Source organism: Gordonia aquimaris (genome assembly GCF_026262595.1).
Classification (GTDB): domain Bacteria; phylum Actinomycetota; class Actinomycetes; order Mycobacteriales; family Mycobacteriaceae; genus Gordonia; species Gordonia tangerina.
This window is the reverse complement of record NZ_JAPKFM010000042.1, coordinates 1-22,234: the sequence shown is the minus strand read 5'-3', so window position 1 is coordinate 22,234 and position 22,234 is coordinate 1. Positions and strand designations below refer to the sequence as shown.

The 22,234-nt window shown below is 64.5% G+C and carries 21 protein-coding genes; 7 read left to right on the top strand and 14 right to left on the bottom strand.

Features of this window, described 5'->3' with window-relative positions:
- Window positions 1–524: cytochrome ubiquinol oxidase subunit I (locus OSB52_RS23890; protein WP_266063796.1), on the bottom strand; the 524-nt coding region annotated here is incomplete at its 3' end.
- A gap of 351 nt (window positions 525–875) precedes the next feature.
- Between OSB52_RS23890 and OSB52_RS23885 the strand changes: the two genes are divergently transcribed.
- Entirely contained in the window at window positions 876–1,238 is a 363-nt protein-coding gene (locus OSB52_RS23885; RefSeq protein ID WP_262365841.1) for a hypothetical protein, read from the top strand.
- Window positions 1,239–1,296: 58 nt separating this feature from the next.
- Here the strand turns inward: OSB52_RS23885 and OSB52_RS23880 are convergent, their stop codons facing one another.
- The 12 genes from OSB52_RS23880 to OSB52_RS23825 form a co-directional block, all read right to left on the bottom strand.
- The gene (locus OSB52_RS23880) at window positions 1,297–3,009 is read right to left on the bottom strand and encodes an aldehyde dehydrogenase family protein (protein WP_020169775.1); all 1,713 of its coding nucleotides are present in this window, start codon (window positions 3,007–3,009) and stop codon (window positions 1,297–1,299) included.
- A gap of 46 nt (window positions 3,010–3,055) precedes the next feature.
- Window positions 3,056–3,715, bottom strand: a complete 660-nt coding sequence (locus OSB52_RS23875; protein ID WP_005201351.1) for an Rv1363c family protein — start codon at window positions 3,713–3,715, stop codon at window positions 3,056–3,058.
- 64 nt (window positions 3,716–3,779) lie between these two features.
- Window positions 3,780–4,358: an Rv1363c family protein gene (locus tag OSB52_RS23870; protein ID WP_026919819.1), complete on the bottom strand. Its 579-nt coding sequence runs from the start codon at window positions 4,356–4,358 to the stop codon at window positions 3,780–3,782.
- Entirely contained in the window at window positions 4,334–5,752 is a 1,419-nt protein-coding gene (locus OSB52_RS23865) for an MCE family protein (RefSeq protein WP_005201346.1), read from the bottom strand. The genes OSB52_RS23870 and OSB52_RS23865 overlap by 25 nt, the downstream gene beginning before the upstream one ends.
- Window positions 5,749–6,906, bottom strand: coding sequence for an MCE family protein (locus OSB52_RS23860; RefSeq protein ID WP_006369841.1), 1,158 nt, complete (start codon window positions 6,904–6,906; stop codon window positions 5,749–5,751). The genes OSB52_RS23865 and OSB52_RS23860 overlap by 4 nt, the downstream gene beginning before the upstream one ends.
- The gene (locus OSB52_RS23855) at window positions 6,906–8,024 is read right to left on the bottom strand and encodes an MCE family protein (RefSeq protein WP_020169772.1); all 1,119 of its coding nucleotides are present in this window, start codon (window positions 8,022–8,024) and stop codon (window positions 6,906–6,908) included. Before OSB52_RS23855 ends, OSB52_RS23860 begins: the two co-directional genes overlap by 1 nt.
- Entirely contained in the window at window positions 8,021–9,010 is a 990-nt protein-coding gene (locus OSB52_RS23850) for an MCE family protein (RefSeq protein WP_005201341.1), read from the bottom strand. The genes OSB52_RS23855 and OSB52_RS23850 overlap by 4 nt, the downstream gene beginning before the upstream one ends.
- 29 nt (window positions 9,011–9,039) lie before the next feature.
- Window positions 9,040–10,080 (bottom strand): MCE family protein, encoded by a 1,041-nt coding sequence (locus OSB52_RS23845; protein ID WP_005201339.1) that lies wholly within the window; start codon window positions 10,078–10,080, stop codon window positions 9,040–9,042.
- The gene (locus OSB52_RS23840; RefSeq protein WP_005201337.1) at window positions 10,077–11,243 is read right to left on the bottom strand and encodes an MCE family protein; all 1,167 of its coding nucleotides are present in this window, start codon (window positions 11,241–11,243) and stop codon (window positions 10,077–10,079) included. Before OSB52_RS23840 ends, OSB52_RS23845 begins: the two co-directional genes overlap by 4 nt.
- Window positions 11,240–12,091, bottom strand: coding sequence for an MlaE family ABC transporter permease (locus OSB52_RS23835; protein WP_006369842.1), 852 nt, complete (start codon window positions 12,089–12,091; stop codon window positions 11,240–11,242). Before OSB52_RS23835 ends, OSB52_RS23840 begins: the two co-directional genes overlap by 4 nt.
- A 57-nt stretch (window positions 12,092–12,148) precedes the next feature.
- Complete coding sequence (locus tag OSB52_RS23830; protein WP_005201333.1) at window positions 12,149–12,964, bottom strand: MlaE family ABC transporter permease; 816 nt, start codon at window positions 12,962–12,964, stop codon at window positions 12,149–12,151.
- Window positions 12,961–14,733 carry a GMC oxidoreductase gene (locus OSB52_RS23825; protein WP_005201331.1) on the bottom strand — a complete coding sequence of 591 codons (1,773 nt, stop codon included), beginning with the start codon at window positions 14,731–14,733 and terminating at the stop codon, window positions 12,961–12,963. The genes OSB52_RS23830 and OSB52_RS23825 overlap by 4 nt, the downstream gene beginning before the upstream one ends.
- Before the next feature lie 249 nt (window positions 14,734–14,982).
- Between OSB52_RS23825 and OSB52_RS23820 the strand changes: the two genes are divergently transcribed.
- Entirely contained in the window at window positions 14,983–15,591 is a 609-nt protein-coding gene (locus tag OSB52_RS23820; protein WP_005201328.1) for a TetR/AcrR family transcriptional regulator, read from the top strand.
- Window positions 15,592–16,134: 543 nt separating this feature from the next.
- Here the strand turns inward: OSB52_RS23820 and OSB52_RS23815 are convergent.
- Window positions 16,135–17,151, bottom strand: coding sequence for a helix-turn-helix domain-containing protein (locus tag OSB52_RS23815; RefSeq protein ID WP_005195135.1), 1,017 nt, complete (start codon window positions 17,149–17,151; stop codon window positions 16,135–16,137).
- Between the two features lie 100 nt (window positions 17,152–17,251).
- Between OSB52_RS23815 and OSB52_RS23810 the strand changes: the two genes are divergently transcribed.
- From OSB52_RS23810 to OSB52_RS23790, 5 genes are all read left to right on the top strand, one after another.
- A complete protein-coding gene (locus OSB52_RS23810; protein WP_005195134.1) occupies window positions 17,252–17,572 on the top strand; it encodes a 2Fe-2S iron-sulfur cluster-binding protein in 321 nt (106 codons plus the stop codon).
- Between the two features lie 25 nt (window positions 17,573–17,597).
- The gene (locus OSB52_RS23805) at window positions 17,598–18,989 is read left to right on the top strand and encodes a cytochrome P450 (protein WP_005195133.1); all 1,392 of its coding nucleotides are present in this window, start codon (window positions 17,598–17,600) and stop codon (window positions 18,987–18,989) included.
- Window positions 18,986–20,185 carry an NAD(P)/FAD-dependent oxidoreductase gene (locus tag OSB52_RS23800; RefSeq protein ID WP_005195132.1) on the top strand — a complete coding sequence of 400 codons (1,200 nt, stop codon included), beginning with the start codon at window positions 18,986–18,988 and terminating at the stop codon, window positions 20,183–20,185. The genes OSB52_RS23805 and OSB52_RS23800 overlap by 4 nt, the downstream gene beginning before the upstream one ends.
- Window positions 20,182–20,856 carry a transglutaminase-like domain-containing protein gene (locus OSB52_RS23795; protein ID WP_266063774.1) on the top strand — a complete coding sequence of 225 codons (675 nt, stop codon included), beginning with the start codon at window positions 20,182–20,184 and terminating at the stop codon, window positions 20,854–20,856. The genes OSB52_RS23800 and OSB52_RS23795 overlap by 4 nt, the downstream gene beginning before the upstream one ends.
- A 114-nt stretch (window positions 20,857–20,970) precedes the next feature.
- Window positions 20,971–22,029 (top strand): BtrH N-terminal domain-containing protein, encoded by a 1,059-nt coding sequence (locus OSB52_RS23790; RefSeq protein ID WP_370530226.1) that lies wholly within the window; start codon window positions 20,971–20,973, stop codon window positions 22,027–22,029.
- Window positions 22,030–22,234 lie beyond the last annotated feature (205 nt).

Below are 22,234 nucleotides of genomic sequence, written 5' to 3'. Positions count from 1 at the left end.
TTGACCGAGACCACGCAGAACGTCCCGACGACCCCGGCGATGCCCATCGGAATCAGCATCAGCAGATGGCGTCGAGGCGGCATGCGGTCCCAGCCGTAGAGGTAGATCCCGAGGAAGATCGCCTCGACGAAGAACGACAGCCCTTCGAACGCGAATGGCAATCCCAGCACGTCACCGAACCGGCCCATCAAACCGGGCCACAGCAGACCCATCTCGAAGCTGAGGATCGTGCCCGAGACCGCGCCGATCGCGAACAGCACTGCCGACACCTTGGCCCACCGTCGGGCCAGTCCCATTGCGACAGGGCCGTCGCGCACGATGCCGCGACGGCGCATCACGAAGATCATCGTCGGGAACGCCACCCCGAAACACGCAAGGACGATGTGCCAGCCCAGGGACACCGCCATCTGCTGCCGGGCCGGCATCAGACCCGGAGGTTGCTGACCCTCCGCCACAACCAGCAATGCCTCGGCCAGGTACACGGTCGTCACCGTCGAGCAGGGCCGGTTGTTCCAGCCCGACACGTCGTCATCTGTACCGAAGGTAATCGCACGCAGATGAGGTTCCCGCCGGGGGTGGCCGGTAAACGCCACTGCCCCGCCGCCGGCTCGAGCTCGTGTCCGCAACGACGAGGGTGGGTCCGAGTTGCTCGACGACGATGAACAGCGCGTCGGGGACGGTCCGGCGGGTCAAGTCAGCGGCGGGATACGGTGTACCGGAAACCCGATTTCCGGGTGAAAAACTTTGTTTCGTACTCTTTTCCCCGTCAATCCCGCTGCTGCCGATGCGTTCGTGACCGAAACCACTTCGAGTGTTTGCGTGTGGTGCTCGTCCACCGACGAAATCGCGGAGTTCCGCGGCGAGAGGCGCGGACGGTGCTCAACCAGACGCGCACGCAGACTCCCCCGCGTGCTGCTTCCCGGCGGCGAAGCGTCGAACCGCGACGACGACTGCCCACGAAGGCAGGCGGGAAGGCGGTGGCCACCAAGCCGCAGAATGTCAGGTCCGGCGTCGCCGGGCCGGCGAACGTCTCACGACCCGACCGCGCCGAGCTCATGAGCCGGGCGCAGAGCCTCCTGGCGCAGCTCACCGAGATCGAGGAACGTCTGCAGGTCGCGCAGAAGGATGGCGGCTTGAGTGGCAAGGCCAAGGTGTCCGACCTGACCGCGAAGCGCGACTCCGTGTTGCGCACGCTCGCCGCGTTGGAGAAGGCCAAGCGGGCGCTCGAGCCGGCCTGAGGTGGACGCACCACACCCCGTACGCTTCGTGACGGGGCACCTCGCTGCGCGCGGTGCGTCAGCCGCGTAAGGCGGACGCAAAGAGCGACGGCAGCCGGGTGGCCTTCGGATCTGCCGCGAATGCAACCATCTTTCGGCCTACATGGTGCGCATGCGTGTTCCTGACGAACCACGCCGGCTTCGGCGTGATCGACAGCTGGCCGGTGATCAGAGATCGGCTCAGCGGGCGGAACGGGCCGGTCACGACCGTGCGCTCTGTGTCGTCCACCAGTGATGCGTTGTGTACCAATCCGATTCCGCTCTCGACATCGACGAGGGTCGCACCGGGAAAGCCGCCCCATGGTGCTGCTGCGGTGAGATAACCGACCCCCGTCCACGCGTTGATCGCAATCGTGCCGTAGCGGAGCGATTCCACGAACCACTCGAACTCTCGACCGAGCTTGCGGCGGTATCTCGGGTGCACCAAGACGTTGGCGCCGAGAGTGCCCTCGAGCCGCTCATTGACGAAGCGGCTCGCTGCCCGGAGGTAGGCAATCCCGTCTCCGGGGATCTCCACGACGGCCAGCACGGGCGAGAAGTACTCCACGGTGAAGGCCTCGGCCACCTGGTCCGGTGAGAGCCCCTCGATCAGCAGCCGGCCGTTCTCGCGTGCGTTGGCCGTGGCGTGCCGGTCGGCTGCCGCGGCGACCCGTTGGTCGCTTCCGGGGTAATAGGCTGGCCGCGCGGGAGCCTTGTCGATCTGGTCGCGGAGTTCCCGGAGGAACTCCCCTTTCTTGGACCACTCGGACGGGATCACGGCAACCTGGGCGGCGATGCAGTTGTAGCCGCCGTTGTGCAGACGCTGGGTGGCCAGGTGCTCCGCCTGGAAACGGATGTCCTTGGCCGACCACCCGGTGGGGACGACGACGGTGGGTGATACGCCGCCGAGTTCACTGGTGATGGTCTTGCCGAGCTTCGGTACGCCGGCCCGGCGACGGGCCTCGCCTTCCGGGCCGGTGCCGAAGACGATGGCGTCGTGACTTGCCGAGCTTCCGGTGATGTGGACATGCGCCACATTCGGGTGATCGACGAGATACGAGCCGACCTCGACACCGCCCCTGACGACCTCCACGAAGCCGCGCTCGGACAGGGGTCGCAGGACGGCGTTGATCGCGTCGAACATCTCGCCCAAGACGGGGTTCAGTTTGAGGATCACGACGCGATTGTGCGCGATCAGCTCGTACAGGGTGTCCAGCACGGCGATCGAGGTGATGTTGCCGGCGCCGAGGACGACTGACATGCCGTGCGTCGTCGCGGGGTCGAGTTGCGCCAATCCCGCCGCCGACCGCGCCTGGGTGACACTCACCCCCGGCTTCAGCCAGACCTTGGCCGAGACGCCCGACAGCAGTAGCCGATCCCAGATCTGATGGGGAAAGACGTCGAGCGCAACACGACCGCCGGGAGCGACGGAAGTCGGTACGTGGGCGATGGGACTGTCGCCGCTGCTCAGGTCGCGCAGAGAACGGGCCAGCGTGGCAGCGTTCGTGATGACCGGGTACGGCCCCGACAGCCATTCTTCGCCTGCGAGCGGCGATGAGGGCGAGATCCGCTTCGCTCGGCACGCGGCCTCAACCCAATCCGATGCCTGCTCGGCCGCCTGGTGCGCCACCTGTTGCAGAAGGTCGGCGCGCCGGGTCAGCGGGAGGTCTGCCCACCGGCGCTCGCCTGCGCTGAGTCGTAGCAGCGCACTGTCGAGCTCCGCGACTGTGGTGAAATCGGTGGTGAGAGTCATGAGTTGTTCTCCATGGTGTGGTGTGGATGGCTCAGGGTTTCCGCGGCTACACCGGTGTGAATTCGGAGATCTTCCAGCGATCGCCGTCCTTGGCCATCTGGACGCGAATGCGGCTGCCGTCGAGTCGCGGCCCCTCAGCGTCCTTCTTGGACGTCGTCTGGTTGACGAAGAGCAGGACGGTTGCGTGATCGGCGTCCGACGCGACGAGTGCGGCGTCGACCACCTCGGCGTTCGTGACGATCTGCTCCTTCTTGGCAGCAGGTTGAATAACTGATTCGCCCAGTTGGGTGTATTCGTCGAGGAACCTGCCGGTCAGCATGGTCTCGGCAGCTTCGGGCAGCGCGGTGTCGACTGTTCGGTAGTCATAACTGAGCAGTTTGGGGATGTCGGTACGTGCCGATGCAAGCGCGGACTGCCCCGCCGATGCCTCCGTCGTCGCCGCGCTCGTCGCGAACCACACGTAGCCGAGTCCACCGGCGCCGGCGATCACGAGTGCCGCCAGCACCCTGACCAACCCGTTACGCGCCTTTGTCGAAAGTCTGGCGGGCCAGCTCACAACGACGGGGCCGAGTCGTTTGACATGACCGCCGCGCACCTTGTCCTGCTTCTCGGCGCCGTCGGTAGGCGCCGCGTCGGTGTCGACGTCGCGATCCACCTCCGCCTCGGCGAACTCGGATGAGATATCTTGCTCCACAACCTTGTTCATGGCTTCCTCCTCGGTTCTGCCGCCTTCGCGTCGGTCGACGCCTCTTGGTCCGCGCTCCCCGCGTTCATGACACGAACTCCACGTTGCTGACCTTCCACGCATGGTCGGCGGCCGTCAGATCCACCTTCATCCGATAGACGCGTTGCTGCCCGTCGGGTGCCTCGGTGTTCTTGACGATCGAGCTGACCGCGGCCAGGACCCGCGCGGCGTCGTCGTCGGCGGTGATGATCCCCGCCTCCTTGACCGATCCAGTCGAGAGGACCTCGCCGGAGGAAAGGACCTGCTCGAACGACGTAGCCAGCTGTTCAAACTGCTGCTGAAAGGATCCGGTGGCGACGGACTTGATCCGATCCAGGTCGGCCTTCGACCGGCGGTAGTCGAGGCTGACGAGTCCGGCGACCACCTCGCGGGTGACGTCGAGTACCTCAGAGTTCCGCTTCTCGTCCTGCTTGGCCTGATAGAGATCGGTGCCCTTCACGCCGAGCAGCGCGAGCACCGCCACGAGGGCCGCCACCAGCGCCCACACGGTGACCACGGACCGGAGTGGAGCAGTGCCCGCCCCTTCGCCGGCGCTCTCCGGGCCGACCGCGTCGTCGTCGACTTCCGGACCGGTGGCCTCTACTTGATCAGTAACGACTGCCATGTCGCCTTTCCTTTCGCCGAAGCTGAGTTGGTGGGTGTTCCCACGAAGTACGTCACCCCGTCGGGCCCTCGGAACCTTCCGGTGGTCTCCGAATACGGCACCGGCTTCGACGCTGTACGTAAGCGCTTCGGCACCCTCTTCGCCCCTGGGTCACCGCCGGCGTCGCCCATAGAGTGCGGACGCGACAACATCTCCGGCCACGTGGACGGAAGTCCCCCGGGGCAATCGGCCACTAAGGGAGTCCTCACGCGGGGGTCGGTCGCGCACGGGACGTTCCGGGCGCCACGCGCCACCTTCGGGTTGTCGGGGCGCGCGTCGCAGTACTGGTCCGGAACCACCGGCACAGTCCGCATGTCCGATGCGTCACGACGTCGGCTGCCGCCATATCCCTCGGTGCACGGGGGCGGGTTCAGCGTGTTTCCGAGCTTGATGTCGAGTGGAGCCTGCGGACTCTGGCCGAGCGCGTAGCCGTCGACCGAGTTCAGGGTTCCCGACGTGAACGCCGGATAGACGGTCAGGATGTGCCGGAGGTTGGGGACGTTGACGCGCAGCACCTGTCCCACGGACTGGAGGTCGGCGAGCAGCGTCGGCAGCGTAGGCGTCAGCTCGGTCAGGGTGGCCGACACCTGGTCGGCTGCCGACGGGGTCTGGGTCAGCAGAGTCCGCAAGTGTTCATCGCTCAGCGCGAGCTGATCGGTGAACGACGCGAGGTTCGCCACCGCAGAGGTCAGGTCGGCGGCCACCCGGTTGCCAGTGGTCAACAGCGGTTCGGCGTCGTCGATCAGCCGGGTGGTGGGGCCGATATCGATCTGCGCCAACTCGAGCAGCCGCTGTGATGCGTCGATCAACCGAGCCAGGCGATCACCGGTCTGTCCTAGCCCGTCGGACACCTCGTCGACGGTCGTCTCCAGATTCTGGGGCGAGATCGTCGCAACGAGGTTCATGGTCCTCTCCAGGACGTCTTTTGTGGGCGTGGGCGCCTCATTGCCCTTGGCCGACAACACGTCTCCGTCCGTCAGCGCGGGCCCGCCGTTGTCGCGGGGAATCAGATCCACGTATTGTTCCCCGACCGCAGACTGACTCCTGATGTGCGCCGCACTGTTTCGCGGGATCGTGTTGTCCGAATCGATGCGCAGGGTGATGCGAACCGGCGCCGACAAGTCGGCCAGATCGACGTCTACCGAATCCACCCGTCCCACGGTTACACCTCGATAGGTCACCAGTCCGGTCTCGTAAATGCCGCCGGCGGTGTCGAACTCGGCGACCACGCGATACGATCCGATGCCGGTGACCCGACCGATGCCGACGTAGGTGACAGTCCCGTAGACTACGCTGACCACGGTGAGGACAGCGAATACGACGAGCTGCCATCGCACCAGTCTGGTGAGTTTCATCGGGGGCCCCCCATCCCGGCGGGCTGCGGTGAGGTCTTTTTCGATGGGCTGTGATCCGTTGTGGGGGTGCGCAGTCCGAATGGAGCGCGGAGTGGGTCCGCGGCTTGCCGCGAGGTCGCCATCCTGGCCAGGGCCACCTTGGGAATACTGCCGAGCACCTTGTCGCGTATGGCGCCCACCGACAGGTCGAGGGTCAGGAAGAGGTTCTGGTAGTCACCCTTCATTCCCTTGTCGATGACGGTCACCGGGAACGGAACGGTGAGCCCGACGATGAGCGAGCCGACCAGGTCGTCGCCGGACTCCTCGAGCCCCTTCAGTGCGGGACGGAGTTCCGCGGCAATGGAGTTCAGATCGGCGTTGCTGCGTGCGATCACGCTGCCCACCTTTGCGCCGAACACTCCTACGCGATCGAGCATCGTGACCAGCTCCTCGCGTTGGTCCGCCAGCACGGTCAGGGCGGGTTCCAGGTTGTCGATGCCCTCCGCCACGGTCGAACTCTGATCGGCCAGCGTGGCGCTGAGCTTGCCGAGCGAATCGATGGCGCGGCCGATGTCATCACGTTGCTTGTGTAGTCCGGAGACGAAGGTCTTGAGTTGAGATATCGCTCGGTTGGCAGCGGCTGTGCGGCCATCGGTGGCGTCGTTGAGCTCGGTCATGATCGACCGGAGCTGTTCGAGGCCACTGCCGTTGAGGATCAGCGACAAGGCCGCCAGCACCGACTCGGTCGACGGATAGGCTGCGGAGCTGTTGACATCGAGTGTGTCGCCGGGCAACAGCTTGCCCGGCGTCTGCTCCGCGGGAGGAATGAACTCCAGGTACTGCGCGCCCAGCACCGAGGTCTGTGCCAGCTTCACGGTCGAACCGTTCGGGATCTCCACTCCCTCGGAGAGCTCCACGTCCACTTCGGCGAACGACTCGCGCACTGTGATGGACCGGATCTGCCCGACATTCGCGTTGTCGAGCTTGACCAGGGAGTTCGACACCAGGTTCTGCACGTCGGCTAACTGGACGGTGATGCTGTAGCTGTCACCGGAGACGGCGTCGCCTGGCAGTGACAACGAGTTGGCGCCGTCGAACCGACAGCCCGCCACCGTCGACATCGCGACGGCCGCCGCGATCAGTCCCGCGCCGACGTGAAAGCGCTTGTGTCCCATCAGCGTCCTCCCTCCTCGGGGCGACCGGTCGAGCGTGCCATCTCGGACGTGATGACCCGGGTCAGGGTGGTCTCGGCCTTCTGGCATTCCGACTTGGGAGCGTCCACGGTTGTCAGCAGTGCACAGATGAGCGACACCGGATCCGGGAAGTCGGCCACCGCGAGACCGGCCGTCAGTGAGTTCGAGTCCGGGTCGTAGATGTTGTAGAGGTTCGACAGCGCGGTCGGCGCCGTGTGCAGGATCTGAGCCAGATCGTCCTGCCTGTCGACGAGCAGTCGGGACACCCTGGTGAGGTCCTTGACGTCACGGCTTAGCGCACCCTGGTTCTGCTTCAAGTAGTCGCGCAGGCGTGGGGCCATCGAGTTGAGGGCACGGATCGCGGCATCGAGTTGCGTCCGATTGTCGTCGAGCACGGCCGACGCGTCGTCGAGTTGCGAGGCGAAACCGACGATCTGCTGGTCGGCGGTGCGCAGCGCGGTGACGACCTGCTGGAGATTGCGGACTGTGCTGAACAGGTCGGGGCCGGCCGCGGAGAGCGTCCTCATCGCGTCGGAGAGCGCATCGACCGACTTCCGGAGTGAGCCGCCGCTGGTGTCGAGCGCACCGGCCGAGGTGTCGATGAGTCGGCTGAGCGCCCCCTTCTCATCGCCGGTGGAAGGTCCGAGTTGGTGCGCGAGGTCGGTCACCTGCTTCTTGATCTCGTCGTACCCGACCGGGACCGCGGTCCGGCCGACCTCCACCACGGCATCGTCTTTCAGCGCACCAGCCGGCGATCGCTTGACCGGGTTGACGAACTGAACATACCGACCGGAGACGAGGGTCGGCGCCACGATCGCCGCCCGTGCCTCGGAGTCCACGTACGCCGAGTCGTCGTACGAGACCTCGACGCGAACCTTCGCCGGTGTGGCCTCCACTGCTTCGACAGTGCCGATGGTGACGCCGCGCATCTTGACCGGATCGCCGACGAACAGCCCGGTGCCGTCCGTGAACCAGATTGTGGCCCGTGAGGTGTGCGTGCTCTCCCATACCTTCGCCGCGGTCACGGCCACCATGGCGACGATGACGAGGGCGATGACCGCGGGCCCGCCGAGTCGGTTGACGGCTGATGACGTGCTCATCGCCCGCCTCCCGGACTGCCCGGCTGCTGGCCGCGGAGATTGGCCGGCGTGATGTTCTGGAGCAGTACTGAGAAGAACGGTCCGCTGCCCAGGACGTCGGCGAATTGCATGACGAATGTGCGCATCCCCTTGATCGACTTTTCGAGGTTGGCGTAGTTGGCGTTGAGCGTGGCCGTCACCTGACGGACCTCCTCGAGCATCTGTGGGGTGGACGATCCGGTGTCATGGACGAACGTCTCTATCTCGGTGGATACTGCGCGCAGGCTGGTGAGCAGCCTGCGGATCACCTCGGCCCGATCGACGAGGGTCTCGAACAGCACCGACCCGTCGTCGATGAGCCTGGTGATGTTGCCCTTTCGCTCGGCCAGCACGTCGGAAACCGAATCGGCCTTCTGCAGAAGCGTCCGGATTCCGGCATCGCGCGACGACACCGTCCGTGCCGCAGCGGCGACGTTCTCCAGGGAGCCGCCGATGTCGGACGGGAGATCGTTCATGACCTTGTCGAGGCTCTCGACCGCGTCGACGACGCTCTTCTTGTCGGTGTCTCCGACGGTCTCGGTGAGCTGGTCGAGTGACTCGGTGAGGTCGAAGCCGGAACTTGTCCGCGACACCGGGATTCGGTCGCCGAGCTCGCCGGGGCCGGCGGTCGTGAGTTGGACGAAGCGACGCCCGAGCGCGGTCTCGACCTTGATCGAGGCCGTGGTCTCGGAACCGAGCTTCTCCCAGCCGTCGGTGAGCCGCATCGTCACGTCGACGTGGTCCTCGGCGAGCTCGATCGACTGCACACTCCCCGCGGCCACGCCGGCGATGTGCACTTCGTCGTCGGGATTCAGGCCACTGGCGTCGGAGAACTCGGCGACCACGACGGTCACGCCGGGCAGGAACGGAATCGAGCGGTAGTTGAACGCGAGCGCGAGAACCGCGAGTATCGCCCCGATTCCGATGAGACCGGCCCGGATTCGACGGCGGGAGTCGTCAGATCTCATGATGTTTTGACCTCATCTGGTTGTCTCCCTCACTTACAGCGCCGAGCTGGGACTTGGACCATCGGTGTGTCCGCATGTCCGCCGTCGAGCGTCGGATAGCGGATCGCGAGGCCGCACACGAAGAAGTTCACAAAACTGCCGTAGCCCGACGACCTGCCCAGAAGCCGATAGGCCTCCGGCATCTTCGCGAGCAGCATGTTGATCGTTGAAGTGTTGCTGTTCAGGTTCTGGGCCAGACCGCGCAGATGCTCGATGTCGGAGGTGAGATCGGGGCGGGCTCGGGACAGCAGCTCGTCGAGCTCGGTGGTCGCGCCCGCGATGTTCGTGAGGCCGTCGGCGATCAGCCGGCGATCACCGGCAAGCTCGGAGACCAGCTCCTGCAACTGGACGACGACGCTGCCGAAGGCCTCCCGGCGATCCGCTACCGTTACGAGCACGGTGTTCAGATCGGTGACCACCGATCCGATCGTCGCGTCGCGATCGGCGATGGTTTCGCCGAGTTCACCCATTTGGGTGATCAGATCGCTGATATCGGCTGTGCGGCCGTTGAGTACCGAGACCAGCGCAGCGGACAGCTTGTTGGTCTGCTCTGGATTCACCCCGGTCAGTAGGGGTTTGAACCCGTTGACGAGTGCATCCATGTCGAGAGCCGGCTTGGTCTGCGATACCGGGATCACGCTGTCGGCTGACCGCCTCCTACCCACGTCTCCGGGGTCGGTCTTCAGCTCGAGGTACCGATCACCGATCAGGTTCTTGTACCTGATGTAGGCGTTGGTGGTGGTCGTCACCGGGATGTGGGAGTCGACGTCCATACGGACCTCTGCTCCCAGACCCGTCTGCGCAGCCGCACCGGAGTCCACGATGTCCACATCGGTGACCTTCCCGACCACCACACCGGCCACCTTGACGTCGTCGCCGGTCCGCAGGCCGGATGCGGACATGAACTGAGCGCGGAAAACCGTTGTCGGACCGAAACGCAGGTCGCCGACGATCACGAACAGAGCCGAGGTGATCAGCGAGCTGACAGCGAGAAAGATCCCCAGCTTGATGGCCGGTCCGGTGATTGTCATTTCGTCATTCCGTAGATCATCGAGGCGAACGGGTTTCCGATGACGTCTTCGATCGACTTCACATCGCGGTACGCGTGACTGCCGTCGTCGAAGTCGACGTGCCCCGGCCCCTTTTCGCCGGGTGCGCGCGGGTAGCCGTAGCAGCTCGGTCCCGCCGTTCCTGCCGTGTGTTCGGGCGCGTCGATGCCCGGTCGGTATGGCGGGTCGCCGATGAGCAGGGTGCCGACGATGTCGAGGCCCGGTCTCGCTCCGCCGAACGCCCGCTCGAGATATTTGCGGCTCGTGTTCAGTCCGTCCAGGAAGCACGGGTAGATCGGTCCGTAGTCTCCGAGCACCTGCGCCGGCGGCGCCAGGGCGTCGGCGGCCTTCACCAGTGGCGTGCCCGCGTTAGTCATGAACCGGTTGCCGGTGTTCCCGAACTCGGTGAAGCTCAACAGGAACGCAGTCAGCTGCGACTGGTTCTCCACAATCGTCTTCGAGGTGGTGGTGAGGTGACGGACGGTGGCCATCAGGTCCGGTGACAGTCCGGCGAATGTGTCGAGATTGTCCGCACCGAGCTCGAGATCCCGTTGCAGAGTTGGCAGTGACTTGTTGAAGGTCGCGAGGTAGGTGTTCACCGAGTCGACCAGCTCGCCGAGCTTCTCGCCCCGATCGACGGTGCCGGTCTGCACAGCGGTCAGGGTTGCATTCACCCGCGCCGGGTCCACACGGTCGAGAATTCCGACAAGCAACTCGAAAGTGTCGTAGACCTCGACCGGCGTTTGCGAGGTGTCGATGGTGGCACCGGCGCTCAACGTCGATGCCGCCGGCTGCTCCGGCATCGTCAGCGCGACGTACTTGCGGCCGAAGAGCGTGGTCGGCTCCATCTCCGCCCGGACGTTCGTCGGCAGATCGCCGAGCTGGTCTTCCTCCACCGCCAGCTCGATGCGAGCGTGATCGCCGTACACGTCGACAGATGCGACACGACCGATCACTACGCCGTACAGCTTGACGTCCGATCCAGGCACCAGCAGCAGCCCCGTGCGCGGGGCGTTCAGGTAGATGGACCCGGTGGCCTGGAACCTGCCGTTGTACGACATCAGCGCAGCCACGACGACGCCCACCACCACGGCGAAGGCGACGAACGCGTACAGCAGGTGTTGTCTGCGTGAGTGTTCGATCATCCCGACACCCGCACAGTCGCGTGGACGCCGCCGTACAAGGCGATACCGACGATGAAGTCGACCATCATGATGATGATCAGTGACGTGCGGACGGCGTGGCCGACAGCGACGCCGACCCCGGCCGGTCCACCGCTGGCGTTGTAGCCGTAGTAGCAGTGCACCGCCATCACGGCGACCGCCATGACGATCACCTTCAACAGTGAGATCGCGATGTCACCGGGCTGCAAGAACAGCCGGAAGTAGTGGTCGTAGGTGCCCGGCGACTGGTCCGACAGGAACACGCTCACGAACTTGGTGGCGGCGTACCCGGTGAAGAGGGCGATCGCGTACAGCGGCACCACAGCGGCGAGTCCCGCCGCGATCCGCGTCGACACCAGATAGGGCAGCGACTGAACCGACATCACCTCGAGCGCGTCGATCTCCTCGCTCACGCGCATGGCACCGAGTTGCGCAGTGAAACCGGAGCCCACCGTCGCCGTGAGTGCGACGCCAGCAATGACCGGGATCGCTTCGCGGGTGTTGAAGAAGGCGGAAATGAAGCCCGACATCGCTTCCACACCGACGCGCCCCAGTGAACTCGATCCCTGTTGACCGACCTCGTATCCGGCTGCAGCCGTGAGGAATCCGATGATCACGACGGTCCCGCCGATGATGGCGAGTGCACCTGCGCCGAGCGACACCTCAGCTAGCAGGCGCAAGGTCTCGCGACGATAGTGGGTCATCGCCTTGGGTACCGCCCGCAGCGCCACCCCGTAGAACGCCAGTTTCTCTCCGAAGGATTCGGCGGGCTTCAGCGCCTTCCCGGCGTCCAACCGGTCGGTCAGTCGCCGCGACGGTTCGGTGGGCATCTGAGTCGATGTCAACGTGGTCCCTGCTCTTGTGTTCGCGCAGTCATGTCGAGGCCTTCAGTGCAGTGCGAGCGTGGTGATGACCGCGTTCGCGAGGAACAGCAGCACAAAGCTGAAGACAACGGTCTGGTTCACGGCGTCGCCGACACCCTTCGGTCCGCCTCCCGCGTTGAAGCCGAGATGGCAGGCCACCAGTGCGGCCAGCAGACCGAAGATGCCGGCCTTGAGCTCGCTGATGAGTAGGTCGGGAATTCCGGTGAGGATCGGGATCGCGGTGATGTATTGACCCGGCGTGGCACCTTGGAGGAAGACGCCGTACACGTATCCCCCGGCCAGGCCGATGGCGGTCACCAGGCCGTTCAGGAACACCGCGACGCCGCAGGAGGCGATCACGCGCGGAACTGCGAGTCGCTGGATCGGGTCGATACCGAGCACCTTCATGGCGTCGATCTCTTCGCGGATGGTGCGCGAACCGAGATCGGCGCAGATCGCGGTGGCACCTGCGCCCGCGACGACGAGAACCGTGACGATGGGTCCGATCTCTCGGATGACGGCCACACCCGCGCCCGCACCGGACAGGTCGATCGCACCGATCTCGTTCAGCAGAACGTTGATCTGGAACACCACCATGACGCAGAACGGGATCGACATCAGCATGGTCGGGACAATCGATACGCTCGCGATGAACCACGCCTGCGCCACCAGCTCACGCCACTGGAAGGGACGCCGTGGGAGCATCTTGACGATGCCCCAGAAGGTGAGGAAGAAGTCGCCGACCATTTCGGTACCGTGGCGCGCCTTCTTGAGAACCGGTGCGAGCGTTGACGATTGGCGTCGTTCCGGGAGCGCTGTTTCGGGGGCGAGTGCGCTCATCGGGCGTCGGAGCTCTCACGCGTTGCGGCCCGCGAGATCTTCTCGTCTGCCACTCGACGGACAGGAATGATGGGCAGTCGCAGCGCTCCAGGCGCCGAGACCGGCACGATCGGCGACCGGGGTTCGGTGGGCTCGATGCGCCGATAACCCGAACCCTGGATCGGGCGAAGGTCCTTCTCCCCCTTGTTCGGCCACAACGCGGCGGCCCGCTCGGCCTGAGCAGCTATGGTCAGCGACGGGTTGACGCCCAGATTCGCGGACACGGCCGAACCGTCGACCACACTCAGCGACGGATAGCCGTACACGCGGTGATATGGGTCGATCACACCGTTGTCCTCATCGTCCCCGATCACGCATCCGCCGAGGAAGTGTGCGGTCATCGGCACGTTGAACACCTCGCCCCACGTTCCGGCGGAGGTGCCGCCGATCTTCTCGGCGATGCGCCGCGTGGCTTCGTTGCCCGCGGGGATCCAGGTGGGATTGGGCTCGCCGTGCCCCTGCTTGCTGGTGAGCCGGCGACCGAACAGACCGCGCTTTGTGAAAGTGGTGATCGAGTTGTCGAGGTTTTGCATCACCAGTGCGATCACGGTCCGCTCGCTCCAGCCCTTCACCGCCAGGACACGTGCTGTGGCGAGTGGATCCCGGAGCGCGACGCCGATGAATCGCAGCCATCGCGGCAACCGTCCGTCGCCGTCGGTCATCGGCGCCTGCAACAACCCCATCGCGTTGGAGCCCTTGCCGTATCGGACGGGTTCGACGTGGGTGTCCGGCGTGGGGTAGAACGACGACGTGATCGCCACGCCCTTGGTGAGGTCGAGGGATTCGTCGACGCGGTAACGGGTGGCCCCGAGGATCGACTCGGAGTTGGTCCTGGTCAACTCGCCCAGTCGCGTCGAGAGCTCAGGAAGGCGGCCGGAGTCCTTGAGCTTGTGCAGCAACTGCTGGGTACCCCAGGTACCCGCCGCGAAGACGACATTGTGAGCGGTGAACGCCTTCTCGCGCTTACGAATCCAGGCACCGGTCTTGACTGTGTCGACTGTCCAGGAGCCATCGGGTCGCTGACGCACGTCGGTGACGGTGGTCAGCGGATTCACCACCACTCCAGCGCGTTCGGCGAGCCCGAGGTAGTTCTTGAGCAGCGTGTTCTTGGCACCGTGACGGCAACCTGTCATGCACTCGCCGCACTCGATGCAGCCGGTGCGATCCGGTCCGACCCCACCGAAGTAGGGATCCGACACGGTACGACCGGGCTCGCCGAAGTACACCCCGACCGGAGTCTGGACAAACGTGTCGCCGACACTCATGTCGTCGGCCACCGACCGGATGATCTCGTCGGCAGGCGTCATGTGCGGGTTGGTGACCACGCCCAGCATGCGACGCGCCTGGTCGTAGTAGGGCGTCAGCTCGTCTTCCCAGTCTGTGATGTGCGCCCACTGCGGATCGCCGAAGAATGCTGATCCCGGCTGGTAGAGGGTGTTGGCGTAGTTGAGAGAGCCCCCCCCGACTCCCGCCCCGGCCAAGATGACACAGTCGCGAAGTAGGTGGATGCGCTGAATCCCGTACGCACCCAGCTTCGGCGCCCACAGGAATCGTCGAACGTCCCAGCTGGTCTTGGCGAAGTCCGCATCGTCGAATCTGCGGCCGGCTTCGAGAACGCCGACCCGGTAGCCCTTCTCTGCCAGGCGAAGGGCGGTGACGCTGCCGCCGAACCCGGAGCCGATCACCAGGACGTCGTAGTCGGTGTCTTTCTCGCTCGCCTCAGCGTTCATTGGATGCTCGCAATCGTCTGTGGGCGTGGGTATTACGTGGCTGATTGAGCCTCTACAGGAACACGTCCCTGTGATGACCGTGTGCCGGTCGCCGCTTCTGTCCGTCCTGGCCAAGCGGGGCGGTGCGGTCGGACACAGTGTGTTGACACTGTGAGATGAACTGTATTGTTTTTACACATAATTGCCTAATGTGTCAAACACTCAGGCGGGCGCCTTAGGCCTGCATGCCAATTCGGGCATGATGGACACATGGCTACGCCCCCGAGCTTCCACGACGAAGTACGCGACCTGCTGCGCGATCGCATACTCGACTCCGCTCGCGATCTCGTGGTGGAACGGGGATGGTCCGCGGTGAACATGTCCCGGGTGGCGCGCGAGGTCGGAATCAGCCGTACGACCCTCTACAACGAGGTCGGGACCAGGGATCAGCTTGCGGCATCGCTGATCGCACGCGAGGCAGACCGCTTCCTCCACGGGGTCGTCGAGGGCATCGCGGACGAACAGGACATCGTTGACGGACTCACAGCCGCCGCGGAGCGCACACTGACCCTTGGTGAGGACAACGAGCTTCTGATGTCGATCATCTCGGGCAGACTCCAGGGCGGCGAACTCCTGTCGCTGGTCACCGTCGACTCAGAGGTCGTCCTCGGGCGGGCGACGCAGGTGGTAGCCGATCAGATCCGTTCTCGGAAGCCCGATCTCGACGAATTCGCGCTGGAGTCGATCACCGAGATCTTCGTACGACTCACCGTGAGCCACCTGCTCCAGCTCCGGGGTTCGCGTGCCGAATCCGTCGTGCAGATCCACGCTGTCATTCTCGCCTTGTTCGCAAGCCCGCCAGCTCCCCCGGCGGGATGACGCGTGGACGGAACAAGCCAAGCCGAGCGCTTTGAGAACACTGATCCCCATCTTCGGGAATCGCTTGTGCAGCCAGGTGGCCAGCGCCATTCCCAGGGAAAGATGGCCTCACGCCGGTTGGTGCGTATCGCCCGGACAGTTCGTCGAGCGACGTCTTCGGGCTCCAGAACCGGAAACCACTGCGACATCCGGGGGTACCACCCCATGTCTGCATCGTTCCGTTCGAAGTAGTCGGTGTTGACCTCCGAAGGGCAGACGAGTGAGACTCCGATGCCATAACGACCGACTTCCTCGCCGAGACTGTTCGAGAACCCCACCATGGCGGCCATAACGGTGGCTAGAACGAACCGGCTGGTGTCCTCGGCGAGGCGGCAGACGTTGAGGTGTGGCTGAGAATTGCCACGTAGGCGATGCTGGCTGACTTGTAACGACCGTGCGCTTCGGACGGGGCGGGCCCGGGTTACCGTATCGAAACGTTATGAACCAGTCGCGAAATTCGTTGTGGTGTAATCAGCTGACGCCCCGATTGGGCTGGTCGAGCATTCATGCGGCTGGCGGGCGTGCACGTCGAAGTCGAAACTGCGACGGGGAGCAGCCGACCCACCGAGCAAACGCATGAGAAAAGCTTGCGACGTCGCAGTACCCCAGTTCGGTAGCAATCTGGCCGATTCCGACGCCGGGATCGAGAAGTCGGAGGATGGCGTGCTCCTGCATGAATTGCTGTCGTAGGCGGCGCAGGGTGGTGCCCTCGGCGTGTAGGTGCCGTTTGAGTGTGCTTACCGATACCGACAGCTCTGCTGCGATCCGACTAGCGTTGACTCGAGCAGGGTCTGCATCAAACTGGGCTCGGACGCGCTGCGTGTACGAGTTGTGACGCCGCTGATCGCAGAGCCGTCGCAGTTCGGCGGTACCGATCCGGTAGGCGACGGGATCGGAAAAGCGGCACACCTCATGAAGCGCCTCGGCTGGTATGCGAACAAATGACGCTGGCGCATCGAAGACGACTCGATGCCCTATCTCTCCCACGTTCAGCGGCTCGGTCGGCGCCGGGCAGGTCAGGTGTAACTCTGCTGAGGACACATCTCCTGTGAGTATTTTCACCAGACGCAGAACGGTCAGGCCCCCATAAGTGACGGCAAAGCAGTCGGTACCCGCGCTGTCGGTGCGCCCTGCGAGACCGATGGTAAGACCACTGGCGCCATGATGAAAGTCCGCACTTAGCGCCGTCGAGATCAACGGCAGAAAACGAAGCAACTCGACGATGTCAACGACCGACCCGGCACTGACCAGCGGCAGGCTCAGTGGACCGAAGGAGGTCAGCTGAGCGTGCTCAGCGAATGCGAGGCCCAGCCGAAACCCGTCGTGCGGCCCCATCGTCGGATACACGTCATGAAACCATTGCATCGGCACCTGCGCTTCTTGCGTGATCAACGTTCTGAGGTCGGTGCCCTCCTGGGCCATTATCCGACCGAATGCGCTCGTCGCCTCCGTGCCCAGCGCACCGCTGTCGAGAAGCTGTGCAAACGCCAACGGGGGCACACCGGATTCACCGAGGGTCACGTGAGCCAGATTAACAACAGATTGCGACGTTCACACATGGATCGGTCGGGATCCGCACATTCACACTCAAGGGGAACCTCATACGTGCAAGGAGGTGGCCATGGCCACGATCACATACATCACCCACGATGGAGACGACTACGAAGCCGATCTCGTGGAGGGGAAGTCGCTCATGCAGACCGCCGTCGACGAAGCCGTCCCCGGCATCGACGGTGATTGTGGTGGCGAAGCGGCCTGCGGTACGTGTCACGTCATTGTCGACCCGGCGTGGATCAAGACCGTCGGGCGCAGCGGCGAGGGCGAGGAAGAGATGCTGAGCATGCATCCGGAACGGGAAGGAACCTCGCGGCTGTCCTGCCAGATGATCGCGACTGAGGAGTGGGACGGCCTGACTGTTCGCCTCCCGGAATTCCAACTCTGACCCGCAACGACGAAGGAATGCAATCATGAGCATCGCAGCCACCGTCGCCGAGAAGGCGCAATCAATGATCCCGATCGACCTTCAGATCCGGGGGGCGCATGTCTATGACAAGACCCGCCGAATCGTCACAAGGACCGACGGCCAGAAGATCTTCACCGAGACCCCGATCCCGCCGGTGGACGAGGTCGATCTCGCCGAAATCGACCTGAGTAACCCGTTCCTGTATCGCCAGGGTATGTGGCGCTCGTACTTCGAGCGTGTCCGCAACGAGGCGCCGGTGCACTTCCGTTCGGAGAGCCCCTTCGGTCCGTTCTGGTCGGTCACGCGACACGCCGACATCATCGCGGTCGACAAGAATCACGAGGCGTTCTCCGCCGAACCGTTCATCATCATCGGCAGGCCCCCGCGTTTCATGGACATCGCGATGTTCATCGCGATGGATCCGCCCCGGCACGACAAGCAGCGCGCCGCAGTGCAGGGCGTGGTGGCTCCGAAGAACCTTCGTGAGATGGAGGGGCTCATCCGCGCGCGCGTCCGCGAAGTCCTCGACGGACTCCCACTCAACGAGCCGTTTGACTGGGTCCAGACTGTGTCGATCGAACTCACTGCACGCATGCTCGCGACGCTACTTGACTTCCCTTACGACAAGCGGCACAAGCTGGTCGAATGGTCCGACCTCGCGACCTCGATGGAGCAGGCCAACGGCGGCCCCTCGGACAACGACAGGGTCTTCCGTGAGATGGTCGCGATGGCGCAAGGCCTGAGTTCGCTGTGGCGGGACAAGGCGGCACGTACCGTGGCCGGCGAAGAGCCTGGCTTCGACCTCATCACCATGCTGCAAAGCAACGAGGACACCAAGAACCTCCTCGACGATCGCCCCATGGAGTTCCTCGGTAACCTCGTGCTGCTGATCGTCGGCGGCAATGACACGACCCGCAACTCCATGAGCGGCGGAGTGCTGGCCCTCAACGAATACCCCGAGCAGTTCGAGAAGCTCAAGGCCAACCCCGACCTCATCCCCAACGCGGTGTCGGAGATCATCCGCTGGCAGACCCCTCTTGCTTACATGCGCAGGGTCGCCAAGAAGGACGTCATGCTCGGCGGCCAGTTCATCCGCAAGGGTGACAAGGTGGTGATGTGGTACGCCTCGGGCAACCGAGACGAGCGCGTCTTCGAGCGTCCAGACGAGCTCATCATCGACCGGGCCAACGCCCGCAACCACATCGCGTTCGGTTTCGGTGTACACCGCTGCATGGGCAACCGGCTCGCCGAGCTCCAGCTACGCATCCTGTGGGAGGAGCTCCTCCCTCGCTTCGACAACATCGAGGTGGTGGGTGAGCCGGAGTACGTGCAATCGAACTTTGTCCGTGGGATCAGCAAGATGATGGTTCGCCTGACCCCCAAGGGGGAAATGTGACGGCTGATCAGGTCGTCATCCTCGGCGCGAGCCACGCCGGCGTCCAACTCGCGGGCGCTCTCCGAAAGGAGAAATGGGCCGGGGATGTCTTGCTGATCGGCGACGAGGGCAGGCTCCCCTACCAGCGTCCACCGCTGTCCAAGGCATACCTGGCAGGTGCATCACAGCTTGATGACTGCGCGATCCGCGGACGTCAGTTCTACGACAAGCAGCGGATCGAGCTCGTGGACGGAACGGCGACGGCGATCAACCGTTCCGCGCACACTGTCACCCTCAACAGTGGAGACGTGGTGTCTTACGCCACGCTGGCACTGTGCACCGGCGCGCGCGCCCGCGCGCTGACCGTTCCGGGCGCCGAGTTGACGGGCGTCCACTACTTGCGCACCGCCACCGACGTCGAGGCCATCCGTGCCGCGGTGGTGCCAGGTTGCCGGGCCGTCATCGTCGGCGGCGGCTATATCGGCCTGGAGACGGCCGCCTCACTTCGAGCTCAGGGTGTGGACGTCACTGTTCTCGAGGCTGCGGAACGCGTGCTCGAGCGGGTGACCGCGCCGGTGGTCTCGAGGTTTTTCGACCGTACCCACCGGACCGAGGGTGTCGATGTTCGCACCAGCGCGTTGGTCGAGGGTTTTCGCGGGGAGGGGCGAGTCGAAGAGGTGGTGCTCGCCGACGGTGAGACCCTGGCCGCGGACCTCGTCATCGTCGGTGTCGGCATCATTCCCAACACGGATCTCGCGGTCGCCGCGGGCCTCGAGGTTGACGACGGAGTCATCGTCGACGACCATGCACGCACCAGCGACCCCGACATCGTCGCCGCCGGCGACTGCGTCAACCAACGGATCGCACGGTACGACAGGCGCGTCCGCCTCGAATGTGTGGCGGCCGCCACCGAGCAGGCCAAGGTCGCGGCAGCGACCATCTGCGGCAACGAAGCCGGTCTCACCGCGCTGCCTTGGTTCTGGTCCGATCAATACGATCTGAAGCTGCAGATCGCCGGGCTCAACACCGGGTACGACGAGGTACTGGTCAGCGGTGACCCTGACCACGACCGTGACTTCACCTGTTACTACTTCAACGACGGCGAGCTGATCGCCGCGGACTGCGTCAACAGACCCAAGGATTTCATGAACGCGAAGCGTACGATCGCACAGCGTTCGTCGCTCGACAGGTCCGAACTGATCGGAGCCACACCATGACCACATCACCCGCGGCAGCGGAAAGGCCGGCGGCGGCGCTCACAGCATCGACCTTCCTCGACATCCATCACGCGACCGTGCAGGCCTTCACCCAAGACGCGGTCGGCGACGCGGACACCGATCGCGAGAAGGCGCGGCGCCTCTTCGCCGCAGTCCGAGACCAGATCCGTTACGACCCCTACACCGTCTCTGACAAGCCCGATCATTACCGGGCCAGCCATGTCATCGAGTCCGGACGTGGGTACTGCGTACCCAAAGCGGTCGTACTGACAGCCGCGTTCCGCGCGGCAAACATACCGGCCCGGCTCGGCTTCGCTGATGTACGCAATCATCTGCAGACCGACGCGCTGCGCGAACTCATGGGAACCGACGTCTTCGTATATCACGGATACAGCCACGTCTACATCGAGGGGCGCTGGTTGAAAGCTACACCCGCGTTCAACATTGAATTGTGCACTCGATTCGGGGTCCCACCTATCGACTTCACCGGCGATCGCGACGCGTTGTTTCACGCGCACGCGGCGGACGGCTCCGCGCACATGGAGTACGTGCACGAACGCGGCGTCTACAACGACTTGCCCCTCGAGGAAATCCTGGCGGGCCTGCGGCATGCCTACGGCCCTCGGATCTTCTCGGGACGGCCAGCTCCGTCCGACGCATTCCGCGCATAGTGTGCGCTCCGGCGGGCTACCGCCGCAGGTTACTGCCCGCTCGAACACCCGTGCCACCACCTGTCGGCCAGATCCCGTCGCACAGTGTCCACCACCACTAGGGAGACCATGACAATGTCCGAGTCATTGCTCGACACCTATCCACACCGAATGGGCGGCCATTGCGGCTCCAGCGCGATGCGCGACTTGATGGAGTGGTCGGGACTAGGCTTCGACGGGCCACCGAACGAGGGTCTGGTGTTCGCTCTGGGCGGAGCACTCTCGCTCACGTATGTTCGCACCGACGCCCTCGTGCCGCCGTTGTATCTGGTAGGACGTGGTCCTGACTTCGAGATGGACCTCCCCCGCCGTCTCGGCGCTACGGTGGAGGTCCGGTCCACCGACGATCCCCAGCTAGGGTGGGATCTCGTCCGCGACGAACTCGACCGCGGCCGGCCCGCGCTCGTGTGGGCCGAAATTGCTGAATTGCCCTACCTGCGCGTTCAGTTGCGCATGAGTCGCCACGATATCGTCATAGTGGGCTACGACAGCGACGCAGAAATCGCTTACGTCGCAGACAACGATCGCGTCGAAATTCAACAGGTTCCCTTCGACGCGCTGGCGCGAGCCCGACGCTCGATGACCTTCCCCGAGCCGACCCGACATACGCTCTTCCGCATTGACTGGCCCGAGGCGCTACCGTCAATCGCCGTCGTGGCTGCGGAGGCGTTCGCGCAATCTGCGGCATGCATGCGCGCGCCCGCAGGATCCACGATCGCCGGCCCTGTCGAACACTCGGGGACACACGGAATAGACGCAGCCCTAGCACTATCCTCTGACGTGGTGCTCTGGCATGAGCTGCCCTCCGACGTGCTCGAAGTCCACCTATTCAGTCTTGGTGCATTCATCGAGAAGGCAGGTACGGGTGGTGGCCTGTTCCGACGACTACTCGCGTGTGGCTGCGACGAGATCGCCCGACTGACCGGCGATGCTGCAACCAGCGACCTTGCCAGAGATGCTCACCGAGCGGCTGCAGCATGGACATCAGTCGCTCAGGCGGCCGTACACAAGGGCTCGACCGCTGCTACCCGGCTCGACCACGTCATCGAGGCCGCGGCGGTTCTAACTGACACTGAGTCGAGCCTTGCCACCTCACTGGACTCCGCCGCCAGATCCCTAAGGTCCGCCGTTTAGAAGAACTGCCAGCACCGCATCGGTGAGTGGCTGGCCCTAGCCCGGCCCTTTCGCATCTGGATCGACTGAGGTGGGTCGCTACCGGAGTCCGACGGGGTGAACCACGAGATCGTGGGCATCAGTTCCTACGAGTTGATTCGGTCCTACTGGTCGCGCCAGACCTGGGGCCTGACTGGCTCGCCGGCTTCATCACCGGGGGCGACGT

Coding starts and splice junctions, on each gene's coding strand:
- OSB52_RS23880 (WP_020169775.1), bottom strand. CDS start 3,009: ATGACTCTCACCACCGATTTCACCACAGTCGCGGAGCTCGACAGTGCG.
- OSB52_RS23875 (WP_005201351.1), bottom strand. CDS start 3,715: ATGAACAAGGTTGTGGAGCAAGATATCTCATCCGAGTTCGCCGAGGCG.
- OSB52_RS23870 (WP_026919819.1), bottom strand. CDS start 4,358: ATGGCAGTCGTTACTGATCAAGTAGAGGCCACCGGTCCGGAAGTCGAC.
- OSB52_RS23865 (WP_005201346.1), bottom strand. CDS start 5,752: ATGAAACTCACCAGACTGGTGCGATGGCAGCTCGTCGTATTCGCTGTC.
- OSB52_RS23860 (WP_006369841.1), bottom strand. CDS start 6,906: ATGGGACACAAGCGCTTTCACGTCGGCGCGGGACTGATCGCGGCGGCC.
- OSB52_RS23855 (WP_020169772.1), bottom strand. CDS start 8,024: ATGAGCACGTCATCAGCCGTCAACCGACTCGGCGGGCCCGCGGTCATC.
- OSB52_RS23850 (WP_005201341.1), bottom strand. CDS start 9,010: ATGAGATCTGACGACTCCCGCCGTCGAATCCGGGCCGGTCTCATCGGA.
- OSB52_RS23845 (WP_005201339.1), bottom strand. CDS start 10,080: ATGACAATCACCGGACCGGCCATCAAGCTGGGGATCTTTCTCGCTGTC.
- OSB52_RS23840 (WP_005201337.1), bottom strand. CDS start 11,243: ATGATCGAACACTCACGCAGACAACACCTGCTGTACGCGTTCGTCGCC.
- OSB52_RS23835 (WP_006369842.1), bottom strand. CDS start 12,091: ATGCCCACCGAACCGTCGCGGCGACTGACCGACCGGTTGGACGCCGGG.
- OSB52_RS23830 (WP_005201333.1), bottom strand. CDS start 12,964: ATGAGCGCACTCGCCCCCGAAACAGCGCTCCCGGAACGACGCCAATCG.
- OSB52_RS23825 (WP_005201331.1), bottom strand. CDS start 14,733: ATGAACGCTGAGGCGAGCGAGAAAGACACCGACTACGACGTCCTGGTG.
- OSB52_RS23820 (WP_005201328.1), top strand. CDS start 14,983: ATGGCTACGCCCCCGAGCTTCCACGACGAAGTACGCGACCTGCTGCGC.
- OSB52_RS23810 (WP_005195134.1), top strand. CDS start 17,252: ATGGCCACGATCACATACATCACCCACGATGGAGACGACTACGAAGCC.
- OSB52_RS23805 (WP_005195133.1), top strand. CDS start 17,598: ATGAGCATCGCAGCCACCGTCGCCGAGAAGGCGCAATCAATGATCCCG.
- OSB52_RS23795 (WP_266063774.1), top strand. CDS start 20,182: ATGACCACATCACCCGCGGCAGCGGAAAGGCCGGCGGCGGCGCTCACA.
- OSB52_RS23790 (WP_370530226.1), top strand. CDS start 20,971: ATGTCCGAGTCATTGCTCGACACCTATCCACACCGAATGGGCGGCCAT.